Source organism: Candidatus Mycalebacterium zealandia, from assembly GCA_014075295.1.
Classification (GTDB): Bacteria; Desulfobacterota_D; UBA1144; order Nemesobacterales; family Mycalebacteriaceae; genus Mycalebacterium; species Mycalebacterium zealandia.
Window position 1 is genome coordinate 961,876 of the sequence record CP046180.1, and the last position, 15,497, is coordinate 977,372.

The 15,497-nt window shown below is 49.4% G+C and carries 12 protein-coding genes and 5 tRNA genes; all 17 read right to left on the reverse strand.

The features are described from left to right. Positions 1 to 62: 62 nt before the first annotated feature. Positions 63 to 150: transfer RNA gene (locus tag GKS04_04855), tRNA-Ser, on the reverse strand. Between the two features lie 25 nt (positions 151 to 175). Then, positions 176 to 1,561: a cupin domain-containing protein gene (locus tag GKS04_04860; protein ID QMU56462.1), complete on the reverse strand. Its 1,386-nt coding sequence runs from the start codon at positions 1,559 to 1,561 to the stop codon at positions 176 to 178. Beyond that, on the reverse strand, positions 1,548 to 2,816 hold the full coding sequence (locus tag GKS04_04865) for a DUF4301 family protein (protein QMU56463.1): 1,269 nt from the start codon (positions 2,814 to 2,816) through the stop codon (positions 1,548 to 1,550). Before GKS04_04865 ends, GKS04_04860 begins: the two co-directional genes overlap by 14 nt. Positions 2,817 to 2,821: 5 nt before the next feature. Further along, positions 2,822 to 2,900, reverse strand: a tRNA-Asp gene (locus GKS04_04870). 30 nt (positions 2,901 to 2,930) lie between these two features. Then, a tRNA-Val gene (locus GKS04_04875) sits at positions 2,931 to 3,005 on the reverse strand. A 59-nt stretch (positions 3,006 to 3,064) separates the two neighbouring features. Beyond that, positions 3,065 to 4,375: an ATP-dependent Clp protease ATP-binding subunit ClpX gene (gene clpX, locus GKS04_04880; protein ID QMU56464.1), complete on the reverse strand. Its 1,311-nt coding sequence runs from the start codon at positions 4,373 to 4,375 to the stop codon at positions 3,065 to 3,067. Continuing rightward, entirely contained in the window at positions 4,372 to 4,989 is a 618-nt protein-coding gene (clpP, locus tag GKS04_04885) for an ATP-dependent Clp endopeptidase proteolytic subunit ClpP (GenBank protein ID QMU56465.1), read from the reverse strand. The genes clpX and clpP overlap by 4 nt, the downstream gene beginning before the upstream one ends. A gap of 50 nt (positions 4,990 to 5,039) precedes the next feature. Beyond that, positions 5,040 to 6,347: a trigger factor gene (gene tig, locus GKS04_04890; protein ID QMU56466.1), complete on the reverse strand. Its 1,308-nt coding sequence runs from the start codon at positions 6,345 to 6,347 to the stop codon at positions 5,040 to 5,042. Between the two features lie 333 nt (positions 6,348 to 6,680). Continuing rightward, positions 6,681 to 6,764: transfer RNA gene (locus tag GKS04_04895), tRNA-Leu, on the reverse strand. A gap of 69 nt (positions 6,765 to 6,833) precedes the next feature. Continuing rightward, positions 6,834 to 6,906: transfer RNA gene (locus tag GKS04_04900), tRNA-Lys, on the reverse strand. A 35-nt stretch (positions 6,907 to 6,941) separates the two neighbouring features. Beyond that, positions 6,942 to 9,536, reverse strand: a complete 2,595-nt coding sequence (locus tag GKS04_04905) for a hypothetical protein (GenBank protein QMU56467.1) — start codon at positions 9,534 to 9,536, stop codon at positions 6,942 to 6,944. A 65-nt stretch (positions 9,537 to 9,601) separates the two neighbouring features. Beyond that, a complete protein-coding gene (locus GKS04_04910; GenBank protein QMU56468.1) occupies positions 9,602 to 10,444 on the reverse strand; it encodes a hypothetical protein in 843 nt (280 codons plus the stop codon). After that, positions 10,444 to 11,109 carry a phosphatidylserine decarboxylase family protein gene (locus GKS04_04915; protein ID QMU56469.1) on the reverse strand — a complete coding sequence of 222 codons (666 nt, stop codon included), beginning with the start codon at positions 11,107 to 11,109 and terminating at the stop codon, positions 10,444 to 10,446. Before GKS04_04915 ends, GKS04_04910 begins: the two co-directional genes overlap by 1 nt. Before the next feature lie 37 nt (positions 11,110 to 11,146). Further along, the gene (gene ilvC / locus GKS04_04920; GenBank protein ID QMU56470.1) at positions 11,147 to 12,163 is read right to left on the reverse strand and encodes a ketol-acid reductoisomerase; all 1,017 of its coding nucleotides are present in this window, start codon (positions 12,161 to 12,163) and stop codon (positions 11,147 to 11,149) included. Further along, a complete protein-coding gene (gene ilvN, locus GKS04_04925) occupies positions 12,163 to 12,684 on the reverse strand; it encodes an acetolactate synthase small subunit (protein QMU56471.1) in 522 nt (173 codons plus the stop codon). The genes ilvC and ilvN overlap by 1 nt, the downstream gene beginning before the upstream one ends. A gap of 33 nt (positions 12,685 to 12,717) precedes the next feature. Next, positions 12,718 to 14,433: a biosynthetic-type acetolactate synthase large subunit gene (ilvB, locus tag GKS04_04930; protein QMU56472.1), complete on the reverse strand. Its 1,716-nt coding sequence runs from the start codon at positions 14,431 to 14,433 to the stop codon at positions 12,718 to 12,720. 155 nt (positions 14,434 to 14,588) lie between these two features. Next, positions 14,589 to 15,497 carry a hypothetical protein gene (locus GKS04_04935; protein QMU56473.1) on the reverse strand — a complete coding sequence of 303 codons (909 nt, stop codon included), beginning with the start codon at positions 15,495 to 15,497 and terminating at the stop codon, positions 14,589 to 14,591.

Sequence of the window (15,497 nt, forward strand, 5' to 3'; positions counted from 1 at the left end):
GCAAAAGCCGCACCACTCCGAATTTCATATGAGTAATCTTTGAATTTGAAAATGAATATCCGCGGAGAGGGAGGGATTCGAACCCTCGATACCCTTGTGAGGTATACTCGCTTAGCAGGCGAGCGCCTTCAACCGCTCGGCCACCTCTCCGGTTGGAAAGTTATTCTAACAGAAACTACTCATTCGTCCCAAAAGAGATCTCAAGCAGGCGAAGTACGGATTTCCCGCCGTTTTTGACACGCAAAGGAACGTCTTCGGGAATTTCAAGCAAATCCCCTTCCGACAAAACTACGCTCTTGTTCGCGAGCGTTGCTGTCGCTTCGCCTTCAAGAACAATCAGACGGCCGGCCGGGGGGTCCGGCTCATACTCCATTTTTTTCTCAACAGTAACGCTCTTAACCGAAAAACCGCATCCCTTTTCAATTGTTTCTTCAGAACCCCAACCGTGTCTGGAAGAAAAAGGGCGCAGAGCTTCGGGTCTTTTTTCGCTGATTAGCGTGTCAACAACGGATTTGATTTCCCCGCTGCTTTTTATGTCGGAAACAAACAAAGCGTCCTGCTCTGAGACAATTGCGACATCCTTCAGTCCGTGAACAACAACCAGCCGCCCGTCGCCGCGAACAAGACAGTTTTCGGACTCCTGAATCACAACATCCCCGCTCAAAGCGTTGCCGCTTGAGTCCTTTTCCGAAAGGTTGTAGACGGACTCCCACGAACCAACGTCATTCCATCCGAAACTTGCCGGAATAACCGCTCCCAAATCAGTCTTTTCCATGACGGCACAATCTATTGATATGTTGGGAGACCGCGCGTAACTCTCCGCATCCGTAACGCCAAAAGAGTTCTCTTTTGAAAGCGCTTTGCGCACCGATGAAAAAACCTTCGGAGCGTGTTTTTTCATCTCCTCCATCATAACCCGCCCTTTGAAAACAAAGATTCCGCAGTTCCACAAAAAAGAGTCCTTCACATACTTGCGTGCGGTCTGTAAGTTGGGCTTTTCAACAAACTGCTTTATCTTGAAAACCTTTCCCGAACCATCGTCCGTGTCCACGCCCTTTTCAATATAGCCGTATCCTGTTTCGGGCCGGGTCGGCGTGGCGCCGATTGTGATTATCAGCCCTTTTTCCGCCGCGGCAATCGCGGTTTTCAAAGCGTGAGACAACTGTTTTTTGTTGCCGATTAAATGATCGGACGGGGAAACCACAAAAATCGCGTCCTCATCTTCTTCTTCAAATTCGCGCAAAACGCTCATAACTCCCAGAGTGATTGCCGGAGCGGTGTTTCTTGAAAGCGGCTCGGTTGAAATGTGCGCTTTAACCGGACCAAGATGAGAACGAAGAGCCTTTTCATGTGGCGCACCCGCAAGCACAGTGATTTCAGACAGAAAATCAAGCGATGAAAAAAGACCGACCGCCCCCCGGAGAAGGGAATCGCGCCCTTGCAGACTAAAAAGAGGTTTGGGGTAAAACCGCCGCGAAGAGGGCCAGAGCCTCTTACCGTCTCCACCCGCCATGAGCAGGCAAAAAACGCGCGAATTTTCAGATTGTTCAGTTTCGTTCACTTTGTAAATCCTGATGGCAATCGCTCAACAAGTCAAAAATATTTTTTACCGGATTAAAACTTTCAACGGGAATCTCCACAAAAACGGTTTCCCAACCCGCCATTGCGCCGTTCCACAAACCCGGCATTTCCAGAGCTTTGATTGGACGCCCCTGAAATGTTTTGTCGGCAACCATAAAAGAGTCGTCCGTATAATTTTGAAGATTGAATTTCCGCCCGTCCGCGCCACGGACGCTACAGACCATATCAACGGGATTAAAATGAGTCGCAGAGCACCAGACTTTCTCCTGCGCGGAGTCCGAATGATTAACCTCAACGGACTCAACAATCCTTTTGCTGACGCAGCCCGAAGAGTCCCGAACCCAGAACGGCGCGCCGCCCGGCTCGCCCGTGTTTTTTACGACTCCGCAAACGCGAAACGGCTTGTCCTGAGGGGTTTTCTCCATCTCTTCAATCAAAACACCCGCAAGCGCTTTTCTGTCGCTTTCGGGATTTTTCATGCGCGAGGCGTGGGCGATGTTATCTATGTTTGAAATAAAAACAACGTCCGCTTCAACTGCTCCGAAATTTTCAAGCAGAGCGCCGTGCCCGGCGGGGCGCAAAACCGTTTCGCCGTTTTCATCCGTAAGAAGATTGCCGTCCGAATCAAGAACGACCGTGTCGGTTCGTGGGTCCTGCGTGGAGAATGATACGGTGAACCCGTCTCCCGATTGTGTGAGGCGGTTTTTTTCCTCATCGGAAAAACCTGTGGGAACGGTAAAATGAATTTCGTCTGCGTAGGCGCGCGCGAGTTGGGAATAGTCCTCAAAAGCCGTTGTGGAAACGCCGTCGTATCTGTGAAATTTCACAAGCCCCTTTGGAAACCCCTCGTATCCAAGTCCTTGCGCGGAGAGGACAAGTTCCGCAATTTCGTCCGGAGCAAGAGAGGAAACATCGCTCCGGCGCAAGCGCGCGCAAGCGATTTGAAGATCTTCATAGAAAGCGAATCTTTTGATATTTCGCGTGAATTCTTCAAGCGCGCCGGAGTCCCGAGCGGTCAAGTCCGCGAACATTCTACTTGCCGCTCCCGAAGCGGGAACAAATACGCAGACGCGATAATCCAGACGTTTTTTGTCATACGTCTGCCGATGGAGTTTTTTATTTTCTCCGGACAGCGAAACAATTCCGTCTCCAACCGCGCAGGGTTTCACAAGACGGACAAAAGACGGGGGGCTTCCGAGAATTTCTATTTGAGAACGAACTGAGAGTTTTTTCATGGCGGTGGCGGCGCCGACGGGACTTGAACCCGCGGCCTCTGCCTTGACAGGGCAGCGCTCTAAACCAAGCTGAGCTACGGCGCCTTTATCTATACACATCCTGCGGGGACGAAATGGTGGGCGGTACCGGATTTGAACCAGTGACCCTCTGCTTGTAAGGCAGACGCTCTCCCACTGAGCTAACCGCCCCGCATAATGAACGGGCTGTTAATCTAACTGAAAAAACAGGATGTGGAAAAGTAATATGACTACGACCCCACTTTTTTGCGAAGGTTGTAGTGAAAAAGCGGTTTCCCCTCTCCCCTAACCACTTCTTCAGTAACAACGCAACGGTTCAAATTTTTGTCAGACGGAACATCGTAGAGAATATCCAGCATTATTGATTCAAGAATCGAGCGCAGACCTCGCGCGCCGGTTTTCCTTTTTATTGACTCTTTCGCGATAAGACTGAGCGCGGAATCGGTAAACTCCAAATCAACGCCTTCAAGCCCCATGAGTTTTGTGTATTGCTTCACAAGGGCATTGCGCGGCTTTGTGAGAATGGAAATGAGAGACTCCTCATCCAATTCATCAAGCGTGGCGATAACGGGAACTCTTCCGACAAATTCGGGTATCAAGCCGTATTGAATCTGGTCTTCCATCTGCACATCCTTGATTATGGAAGACGCGTCTTCCAAGCCAGCTCCTTTGGTGATTTCAGCATTGAAGCCGATTGCGTTTTTGCCCTTTCTTCTCCTGATTATGTCCTCAAGCCCGAAGAACGCTCCGCCACAAATGAACAAAATGTTAGTTGTGTCCACCTGAACAAAATCCTGCTGCGGATGTTTTCTTCCGCCTTTTGGAGGCACATTTGTTTTGGCGCCCTCCATAATTTTCAGAAGCGACTGCTGCACGCCTTCGCCTGACACATCACGTGTTATTGAGGGGCTGTCGCCGCTTTTGCGCGCCAACTTGTCTATTTCGTCAATGTAGATAATTCCCTTTGACGCCCGCTCAATGTCGTAGTCGGCGTCCTGAAGGAGGCTGACTATCATGTTCTCCACATCCTCGCCGACGTATCCCGCTTCGGTGTAGCAGGTTGCGTCAACAATCGCGAAGGGAACCTTGAGCATTCTGGCAAAGGTCTGGGCAATCAGGGTTTTTCCGGAACCCGTGGGACCGACAAGCATTACGTTGCTCTTCTGTATTTCAACATCTGAGTCTTCTCCGTTTTTGGCTTTGAGACGGCTGCCCGCTTCAATTGTCTCTATGCGCCTGTAATGGTTGTGAACCGCGACCGAAAGAACCTTCTTCGCATGATCCTGACCGATTACATACTCATCAAGAAAACTCTTAATCTCGGACGGCGTCATCAGAGTTGCCACGGACTCTTTACGCTTTGAGTAGCCGACTTTGGTGCGCTCTTTCTCTTCCTCTTCTTTGATGATGTCGTTGCAGAGGTCTATGCACTCATTGCAGATATAAACATCATTAGGACCCGCGATGAGTTTTGACACATCGTTTTTGCCCTTACTGCAAAAAGAACAGAGTTGGCCTTCTTCTCTTCCGCCTCGCCTCATTTCGCCGCCTCCCCAACCTCTTTAAGCTGATCCCTGCTGTCTATTATTGAGTCTATAACTCCGTAACTCATCGCTTCTTCCGCGGTCATAAAGAAATCCCTGTCGGTGTCTTTTTCAATGTTTTCAAGGGTTTGCCCGGTGTGCGTTTTCAGAATGCCGTTGAGTTCCTGCCGCACTCTCAAAATTTCCTTCGCGTGTATCTCAATGTCGCTCGCCTGCCCCTGAATTCCTCCGAGAACCTGATGAATCATAATGCGTGAGTGCGGAAGCGCTTGCCTGCGCCCCGCAGAACCGCCTGCAAGCAGAACCGCCGCCATGCTCGCCGCCTGTCCAATGCAGAGGGTCGAAATTTCGTTTTTCACATACTGCATCGTGTCGTAAATCGCGAGGCCCGCCGTAACGTTGCCGCCCGGAGAATTGATATACAGATTCACGGGCTTGTCCGGATCCTCCGACTCAAGAAACACAAGCTGAGCAATAACAAGATTGGCAATCGCGTCATCTATGACCGAACCTATGAAAATAATCCTGTCTCTCAATAGACGGGAAAAAATGTCATAGGAACGCTCGCCTCTTCCTGTCTGCTCCACCACAAATGGAACATAACTAGACATTATTAGCCACTCGGATTTTATTTTATGATTTTTTGAAGACGGATGTCAATCTAACTTTCGGGATTTGACTCGGGCGTTTTCGGAGGGTCTTCGGTTTTGATTTCAGCATTTTCGCGCATGAGCTTCATAACTTTGGCGCTCACAATCTGTGAATTGAGTCCGTTGAGAAGACTGTTTTTTTCATAATATTCCCTAATCTGTTCGTTGGAAACTCCCGTCTGCGAGGCAATGGCGGAAAAACGTTCAGTGAGATCGTTTTCGTTCGCTTCAATTGATTCCGCTTCGGCAATTCTGCTTATAATCAGAGACAGTTTCACATTTTCGCCCGCTCTTTTATTCAAACTTTCAGACGCCTTTTCATCGATTGGCGGAACATCAATGCCGCGACCTTCAAAATCCCTTTTCATTTCGGCTTCAAGCCGCTCTCTTTCATCCGCGACAAGACGCGCGGGAACATCAAACTTGGCAACGTCTCCGAGTTTGGCGCATATCTGCTCGTCAAGACTCGCGTCTCTCATCGCTTCAAGGCGCGCCGTCAAATCTTTTTCTACGTTGCTTTTGAGTCCGGCAACATTGTCGCTTCCCAACTTCTTGGCAAACTCATCGTCCACCGCGGGAACTTTTCTGTCAAAAACCTGTGTCACCTTCAAAGTGAACTTGACGGATTTGCCCGCCGCCTCTTTTATTTGAAAATCCTCAGGGTAGGCAATCTCAAACTCCTTTTCTTCACCGTCCGACATACCGGTTATGTTTTTTTCAAAATCCTCTAGAAGCCGCCCCTTTCCAAGAAGAAATCTCACGCCGCTCTTTTCAAGCCCTTCTATGGTTTTGCCGTCTATGGTTCCCCGGTAGTCCACTTCAACAACATCTTCGGCGGCACACGGTCTTTTTTCCTTAACGGGCTCCACAGTCGCCGAGCCCTCAACTATTTGCTCCAGCGCCTGCTCAACATCCTGCGCGGAAACGGAAATCGGCGCCTGTTTTAATCCCAATCCCTTGTAAACCGGCAGTTCAAAAGCCGGCAGAACATCAAAAACCGCCGAATAGGAAAACTCTTTTTCCAAATCAAGATCATTGGGAGTAATGGCGGGTCTGCTGACCGGAGAGGCGGAAACCTCTTTCAAAGCGTCCTGAAAACTGTTTGTTACGAGGTTTGAAACAAGTTCCTCTTTGATTTCACCCGCGAAAAGTTTCTCTATTTCCGCTTCGGGAACTTTTCCCTGTCTGAACCCGTCCACTTTGGCGTTGCGCTGGAGTTTTCTGACAATCCCCTCACGCTCAAGACGCACCGTTTCAGCGGAAATTACGACATCAATCTTTTTCTCTGTGGAACTCCGGTCCTCAACACTAACTTTCATAAATCACCCTCACCTTGAAAGCAGGGAAGGATACACATAGGGGCGGGAAAGTTCAAAAATTACGGCAACTCATACCCAATTTCCCCAACTGTCCTGAAAAATGCACGGAACACCCTCGCGCCTGCAAACTCTGATTGTGTGCCCGGTTCCACCGGCTTCAGGGTCGGAAAAATTAACATAAAATAAAGCCGCAACCGGCCTTGGAAACGTATTCACCAGGAATTTCCCTGCGTCCCTCAAGAAGCACAACAGGGGCATCGGCGCCTCTCACAATCCCGGCAAATTCATCAAGAGTCATCTGTTTGTGTTGCATTTGAAAAAACCAAATTAAAATGCGAGAGGAGGGACTTGAACCCCCACGGGAAAAATCCCACCAGATCCTAAATCTGGCGCGTCTGCCAATTCCGCCACTCTCGCGGATTATGTGTCGCGGCAATGCCGCTCCGCTTTTTCACCCTCACCCTGCCCTCTCCCGGCGGGAGAGGATGGGCCGCAAGGGATTCGAACCCCTGACCATTTGATTAAGAGTCAACTGCTCTACCAACTGAGCTAGCGGCCCCGTGTCTGAAAACCTACCAATACACGCGGGGAAATTCACCCGCCTTCACCCCGCACAACCGAAACAACGCGCGAATCAGGTTTGATGTATTTCCTCGCCACGCGCAGAACATCTTCGGGCGTAACGGCTGAAACCTTGCGCGCGAAATCTTTATGTTCGTCCCAACCGACGCCGTAAAGTTCATCAAAACCCATAATAGACGCCCGCGCCGAGTTACGTTGCAATCCAATTTCAAAATCACCGACCATTTTATTCCGCGCCCTTTTCACTTCATCTTCGGTTACGCCGTTTTCCAGAAGCGCGTCAAACTGAGCCAGAATTTCATCTCTGGCGGTTTTTTCCTTCTGCGGAGTAGTACCGATGTAAACGCCAAAATAACCCGACTCCACACGTGCGCCGTAAAAAGATGAAAGTGAATAAGCAAGGCTCATCTCATCTCTCAGACGGAGAAAAAGCCGCCCGCCCTGACCGGAAAGAACGGCATTGAGAACCTGCAACGGATAGTAATCCGCGCCGCCTATTTTTGGAGCCGGAAAACCAACCGCGATATGAGTCTGCTGTTTTCCGGGCATTTTTTTCACCTTAACAACCGGTTTACCCGAAGACTTGCCGCCCGCGGCATGATAGGCAAGGGGTTTAGGCACCCTGCGAAGCGAAGAAAAATCTTTTTCAAGGCGCGCCATAACTTTCCGCGCGTCAACATCGCCGACAACAACAACAACCATATCTTCGGGGTTCAGTGCTTTTGCGTAAAAATCCGCCGCGTCTTTGCGAGAAAACTTTTTGACGCGCCCGGGCGTTCCCTCAACCTGCCGTGAATAGGAACCGTTTTTGAACAGCAAGGCGAAAAACCCGTCCAGACAAATTGAAGCAAGGTTGTCATTTTTTTTGTTAATGGCGGCGAGGATTTCCCTTTTAGCCCTGTGCGCCTCATCTTCGGGGAAAGATGGATTGAGCACCACATCTGAAAAAACATCCATCGCGGAATCAAATCCCGAACTGAGCGCCTCCATTGAAATTCCCGCGCTGTCTCTGCCGGAAAAACCCCCTATGTATCCCGCGATGGATTCCATTTCGGTCGCTATCTGTTCCGCGGAGCGAGTCGCCGTTCCGCGCGTCAGCATATTTACGGTGAAGTTTGAGATGCCGTTTGAGTTTTTGTTTTCAAATCTCAAACCGCCCGGAAAAAGCAACTGCGCCGCAAAAAGCGGAACGGATTTGTCTTCCTCAATTATGACCTTGATTCCGTTTTTGAGTTTACGGATGCCTGTTTTGTAATTTTTGTCCGGGGCGGAAGATGATGGCTTGACGCTCAAAATACTTTGCTTCAAACGCCTGCCTTCAAGCACGGAAGCAATGGGAACAACGGCGACCGCCGAAAGATTGAAAGGAGTAAAATATTTTGCGGCAACTCTGCGTATGTCGTCCAAAGTAACCGAGCGAACTTTATCCATATATGTTTTTTCAAACTGATAATCCCCGGCAATCGCCTCGTAAAAGCCCAGCGCGTGTGCCCTGCCTTGCATTGTTTCCTTTGAGCGCACACCTGCGCTCTCAATGTTGAGTTTCGCCTTTTCAATCTCCGAATTTTTGAGCCCCTCATCGGCGAGCCCGTAAAACATCCGCAGTATTTCCTCATAAGCGGCAACGGCATTTTCCGGCTTGACTGTTCCGCCAACAACAAAAATTCCGCCCATACGCGGCGTGTAAGAGTATGAATAAACATTATTTACAAGTCCTTTTTTCTCTTTCACAACCCTGAACAGACGCGAACTCTCACCCTCTCCCATCGCTTCGGAAATAACGTCAAGCGCGGCAACGTCTTCTTCTCTCAAACCGGGAATTCTGAACGCGAGACCGAAATAGCCCTCGTTCACTTCTTTTTTCAAAACTGAAACCGAAGGGGATTTTCGCCCGGAGTCCTTGCGCGCGGAGCACGAAGCGGTTTTGCGTTCTTTGAGCGCGCCAAACCCCTTCTTCACTCTCGCGAGAGCCTCACGCTTTTCAAAATCGCCCGTAACTACAACAACTATGTTGCCCGGCGAATACCACTTGCGGTAAAAATCCAGAAGTTTGCCGCGCTTGAAAGACGACACGCTTTTTGCAGTGCCGAGAATGGGATACCCGTACGGGTGTTTTTCGTAAGCCGAGGCGAAAAGCCGCCTGCTCATTACACTTTCGGGAGAATCTTTGTCGCGCCGGATTTCCTCTAACACAACTTCAATCTCTTTCTCTATCTCGCCGGGGTCAAAAACTGAATTTGCAACGCTGTCCGCAAGCAAATCTATGCTTCGGTTAAGCGATCTGCTCGCCACGGTAATGTGATAAACCGTTTGGTCAAAAGAAGTGTGGGCGTTTATTCGCCCGCCTGAAGATTCAACCTCAAGCGCGAGGTCGCCCGGAGCAAGCGTGCTTGTGCCCTTGAAAAGCATATGCTCGTGAAAATGCGCGATTCCACGTTCGTTCTCGCCTTCGCACGCGCTCCCAACCTTCACCCAGACATTTATCGCCGCCACGGGCGAGGAATGGTTTGGCTCAAGAATGACCGTAAGACCGTTTTTGAGTTTCACTCTGGTAACTGATGAAATTTCTTTCGCCGCCAAAACATCAACCTCCGCACAAAAAACCATGCTCAACAAAGCAATAACAAAAAGAAAACAGTGCCTCAAAACCAAAACCCGCAAACAAAATCCGGTCAGTTTCCACCGTCCGCGCCGGGGGGTCTGAAATTCCGCGCTCCGGTTTCATCTTCCGCACCCCGTTTTTTGAAATGCTTCAGAATTGAAAACAGGGGACCGGACGCAAGATAGGAAAACGAAACAAACGCAACCGACACACCGGGACTTGCCGCCACAACCGCTATGAGAATTGACGAGGTTACAAGAATATCAAATTTTTTGCCGCCGCTGAATCTGCCCAGATTGAAAAATCCTATTTTACGATACCGGACTCCGCTTACCATAAAGAAACCCGTAACAGGAGCAATGACCGCATACAAAATCCCCAAATCCATTGGTGGAGCACCGCCAAGTTCGCTCACGATTAAAATCGGTGAAATCATAACTCCGGCCGCCATCGGGCTCGGAAGCCCCATAAAGGATCTTTTTTCAACGGAGGATGACTGCATATTGAATCTGGCGAGTCGCAAGACTACGCAAACCGAGTATATGAGAAGCCCCGTTTTGAGAACGGCTCCGCCCGCGCCTCCGAAAAGCGCGTAAACAAGCAGAGCGGGAGCAACACCGAAGCAAACAGCATCTGAAAGAGAGTCATACACAACGCCAAAGCGGTTTTCATCTATGCCGAAAGCGCGAGCGACCTTGCCATCAAGCATGTCAAGAACCATTGCTATGGCAATGAAAGCGGCGGCGCGCCAAATGAGGTCGCCACTTGCGGAGTAACCGCCCGAAGCGGCTATCTCAACCGAAGAGCCGATGGACAAAAGACCGAAGCACAACCCCGCAGTCGTTACAATGCTGGGAAGAAAAGTCGTTATACCGCCGTTTTTCACTCTGTTACGAATTCTCTCTCTTTTCATCACCCTGCTCCAGCGCCCGCCGTAAAACGCGCGATGACAGTTTCGGATCCGACAACCCTGTCTCCCTTTTTAACTCTAACTTCGTATTCGGGAGGAAGAAACAGGTCAATCCTTGAGCCGAACTTTATGATGCCGAATCTGTCTCCGCGCTTCAAGCGCGCGCCCTGCGGTGCATGGGAAATTATCCTTCTTGCGATAAAACCCGCGACCTGCGCCACAACGATTTCGGGCGCGCCGCCGTCCGGCTTCACGAGGGTGGCAAGCTGTTCATTGTGTTTTGAAGCGTTTTTGTCAAATCCGAAAGAAAATCTCCCTTTCCTGTAAACGCTCGCCGTAACTTCGCCTGAAACGGGAAACCAGTTCACATGGCAGTCAAATATGGAAAGGAACACGCTCACCCTGGTAACATCGCTGTGAAGAAAACCGTCTTCGCGCTCGCTTGAAACCTCTATCACCCTGCCATCGGAAGGCGAAATCACCAAGCCATTTTCGGAGGGAGTTGTTCGCGAAGGGTCTCTGAAAAAAAACAGCGTAAACCCAAACGCGACCAGAAAAAGGAATGACAAAAACACGAAGCCGAAAATCGCGAACACCCAGCCCAGCACTGCAACAGCACAGATAATTGGCAACCCCTCAGGCGCAATTCTGAAAAACGGTGTGTTCATTTTCGCTTTAACCTAAAAACCCGCTCTCACGATTTTTTTAGTTTTTGGACTTGTCAACAAGTTTGTCTTTGAAAAGTGTGCTCATCATGCCGCGCAACTGCCCTCCGATTTTCTCTATCGGATGATCTTCGCCCTCTTTGAGCAAACGCGTGTAGTTCGGGCGCCCCGCCTCGTCCTCCTCAATCCACTCTTTTGCAAACTGCCCGGACTGAATCTCGGCGACGATTTTTTTCATCTCGTCTTTGGCTTTCTGGTCAACAACTCTGGGACCCCGCGTGATGTCGCCGTATTTTGCCGTGTCGCTAATGGAGTATCTCATGTTGGAGATTCCATCCTGATAGATAAGGTCAACAATTAGTTTGACCTCATGGCAACACTCAAAATACGCCATCTCCGGCGGATAACCCGCCTCAACAAGGGTTTCAAAGCCTGCGAGAATTAGAGCCGAAAGCCCTCCGCACAAAACGGCCTGTTCGCCGAAAAGGTCGGTTTCGGTTTCGTCTTTGAAAGTTGTATCAATAATTCCCGCTCTGCCACAGCCAATTGCTCCTGCGTAGGCAAGCGCGGTTTCCTTTGCCGAACCCGTGTGATCCTGATGGACGGCGACAAGCCCCGGCACTCCGGAACCCAGAGAATATTGATTTCTGACGGTGTGCCCCGGCGCTTTTGGAGCAACCATAAAAACGTCCACCTCGGAGGGGGGAACGATACGCTTGTAATGGATATTGAACCCGTGCGCGAACGCCAGAGCGTTACCCGCTTCAAGCCCCTGCGCTATGGAATCCTCATATATTTTCTTCTGACTTGTGTCCGGAGCGAGAATTATAATAATGTCCGCCCACTTCGCGGCATCCGTTACAGAAGCGGTCGCGAACCCCGCCTGCTCGGATTTTTTCCATCCGCCACTGCCCTCTCTGAGCCCCACGGTTACCTCGACACCGCTGTCTCTGAGATTTTGCGAATGCGCGTGTCCCTGACTGCCGTATCCAATCACGGCAACTTTTCTGCCCTTGACCGCATCAATGGAAATATCGGAATCGTAATAAACTTTCATCAGTAGCCTCCTTTGCCCGCAGTTTTCTGCCCGCGCATCATCGCCACAACCCCGGTGCGCGCTATCTCTTTTACGCCAAAAGGTATCAGAAGTTCAAGGAAAGCTCCTATTTTCTGATTGTCCCCCGTCATTTCCAGAGAGTAAGTTTTTGTTCCAACATCAACAACCTTAGCCCTGAAGATGTCCGCTATGCGCAGAATTTCCGGACGCTCATCGCCTGAAGCCGAGACCCTGATTAGAAGCATTTCCCTCTCAACGCTTTCGACAGCGGTAAGGTTTGTAACCTTCAAAACGTTCACCATATTGTTGAACCGCTTAATTATCTGCTCAACAATGAAAGAATCTCCGGTTGTAACAAGAGTTATTCTTGAAGTTCCGAGCTCAAGCGTTTCCGCAACGTTCAAACTGGTAATGTTGAAACCGCGCGCGCTGAAAAGCCCCGCTATGCGAGACAAAACACCCGACTCGTTGTCAACAAGAATAGTAATTGTGTGTCTCTGCGCGTTTTTATCTTTGCTCATCGTTTAGTCTCCACCGTTCCGCGCGCGGGGCGCTCACGCGACATCAACCGGGTCAAAGATCATCTGATTCATCGCCTCGCCGGGCGAAATCATCGGATAGACCATCTCTTCGGGGTCAACTTTGATTTCCATCAAAACAACTCCTTTGGCTTCAAGTCCCTGTTTAAAAACCCCTTCAAGCTCTTCGGTTTTTTCGGCTTTCAAACCGGTCGCTCCGAAGGATTCGGCAAGTTTGACGAAATCCGGAAGGACGTTGAATTTGGAGCATGAGTAGTTTCCGTCAAAAAACATTGTCTGCCACTGCCGCACCATTCCGTGGTGTTCGTTGTTGAAAACCACAATTTTGAGGTCAAGCCCGTATTCAACGGCGACCGCGAGTTCCTGCATATTCATCTGGAAACTCCCGTCTCCGGAAACGCTTATGACAAGGTCGTTGGGCTTTGCGAATTTCGCGCCCATCGCGGCGGGAAACCCGAATCCCATTGTTCCAAGTCCGCCGGACGTTATGTGGCTGCGCGGACGGTTGAATTTGTAGAACTGCGCCACCCACATCTGATGCTGACCGACATCGCTCACAATTGTGGCTTCCCCGTCCGTCATCGTGTGCAACATGTCAATGGCGTGGGTCGTCTGGATTTTGTCCGCATGCTCTTTGTGCTTGAGAGGGTGCTGTTTGTCCCACTTGCTTATCTGCTCTCTCCACGCGTCTCTCTCTGAGAGGTCAATGTCAGCCGGAAGGGCATCCATTATCTGCTCCAGAACCTGCTTCGCGTCCCCGACAATAGGACAGTCAACGTTGATGTTTTTGTCTATCGTTGAGGGGTCAATATCTATATGAATTATCTTTGCGTTCGGCGCAAACTGGTCAAAATTGCCTCCGGTCGCCCTGTCGTCAAATCTTGCGCCAATTGAGACGACAAGGTCGGATTCGTGAACGGCCAGATTGGCGGCGTATGAACCGTGCATTCCAATCATATTGACAAAAAGCGGGTCGTTCGCGGGAAATCCGCCGAGCCCCATAAGGGTTGAGGTAACGGGTATGCGCAACCTGTGGGCGAACTCTTTAAGCCGCTCGGTGGCGCCGGACAAAATAACTCCGCCGCCCGAAAAAATTATGGGCTTCTTCGCTTTCTCTATGAAGGAAACCGCTCTCTTGATTTGAGCCGGATTCCCTTTCAGTTTCGGTTTGTAGCCCCTGATGTTGACATCTTCAGGAATGCAAAGCTCACCCTCGCCGATAAGAACATCCTTGGGCATATCAACCAGAACCGGGCTGGGTCTTCCAGTTGTTGCTATGTGAAGCGCCTCTTTCATCGCTCTGGGAAGATCCTCGGTTTTCCGCACAAGCGTGTTGTGCTTCGTACAGGGTCTTGTTATACCGATGTGGTCGGCTTCTTGAAACGCATCGCTCCCAAGATACTGAGTCGGAACCTGTCCGGTGAATATGACGATCGGCGCAGAATCCATCTGAGCGGTCGCTATGCCGGTTACGGTGTTTGTCGCGGCGGGTCCGGAAGTGCAAAGCACAACTCCGGGCTTGCCGGACGCTCTGGCATAACCGTCCGCCATGTGGGTTGCCCCCTGTTCGTGGCGCGCCATAACATGAAGGAACTTTCCTTCCTTCTCGTATTCGGTCATAACATCGTAAACCTTGAGGACATAGCCCCCGGGCAGACCGAAAACGACTTCAATACCCTCGTGAATGAGGGTCTCAAAAAACATCTGCGCTCCGAGCATTTGTTTTGACATCGGAACACCTCCTTTGAACACTCGGCTCCGAAACAACCGCGATGCTTTCGCCGCGCTCCGGCAGAACCGAAATTTGCTCCCGTTTGCTACGGAAGCGGTGAAATTATATGCGCACAGAAAAAATTTTCAAGAAAATTGTTAAATGTGAAGAAATACTAACTGTCTAATCTTACCTTTTTCTCCAGCAAGTAGTTGCAAAACGCACTACATATAACAAGCATAAATTTTGCATCTTCAAAAGAGGCTTTCATATCATTTGTTGTTCCGTGGCGAATACCATCTTCATCACTTGTGTATGCATACAACTTTTCCAAGGCAATTTTGAATGCCGGATGCAATTGTGTAGCAGATTCTACTTCGTTTATACAATCTGATAATGTCGCATTGGACTTGCTGGCAATCTCTTTGCAGATTTGTTCTACGGCACTAATTGATTCTTTGATGGAATTTTCGTAGTCGGGGTTTTTTCTGTCATATAAGTGGTCGATTGCTTTCTCTATGTGAGGAGAGTGTTGAACAGCTTTCTCTACGGACTGTTTTTCCTCTTCGCTATCAAGGTCTGTTATTTGACCTTTTATAAGTCGGTATCCAACACATTGTTCTCTGAATACATCATTAAACTCATTGGTAAGTTGCTGAATAATTTCTGATGATTGGTCATCAACAAGAAGGTCAATGAAGTCAAGTTTGTCATTATAAGAACTATCAAAAAAGAAACTACGATATTGTTTATATGAATCATCATTAAGCTTATATGACCATTCGTTGATAAGTTTACGTCCTATGGATTTAGGTCTAGGGTGAGAATCGTAAATTCCAGTAAATCTATCTAGGGGTTTTTCTAACAATTCAGAGTGAATTTTTCTCATAGAATTAGTGACTTTCTGCCTATGTTCTTCCAGTTCTTCTATGCGGGAATAGGAACTTCCGAAATCCTGATTCCCCCCTTCAAAGAATTTAGTAACAACATCCCAAATTTTATTCTCTGTTACGGCATCAAACTCATCCTTTTGGAGAGTGGGCGACTCTTTCAAACCCTTTCTATAAGAAAATGTTTTCTTCAT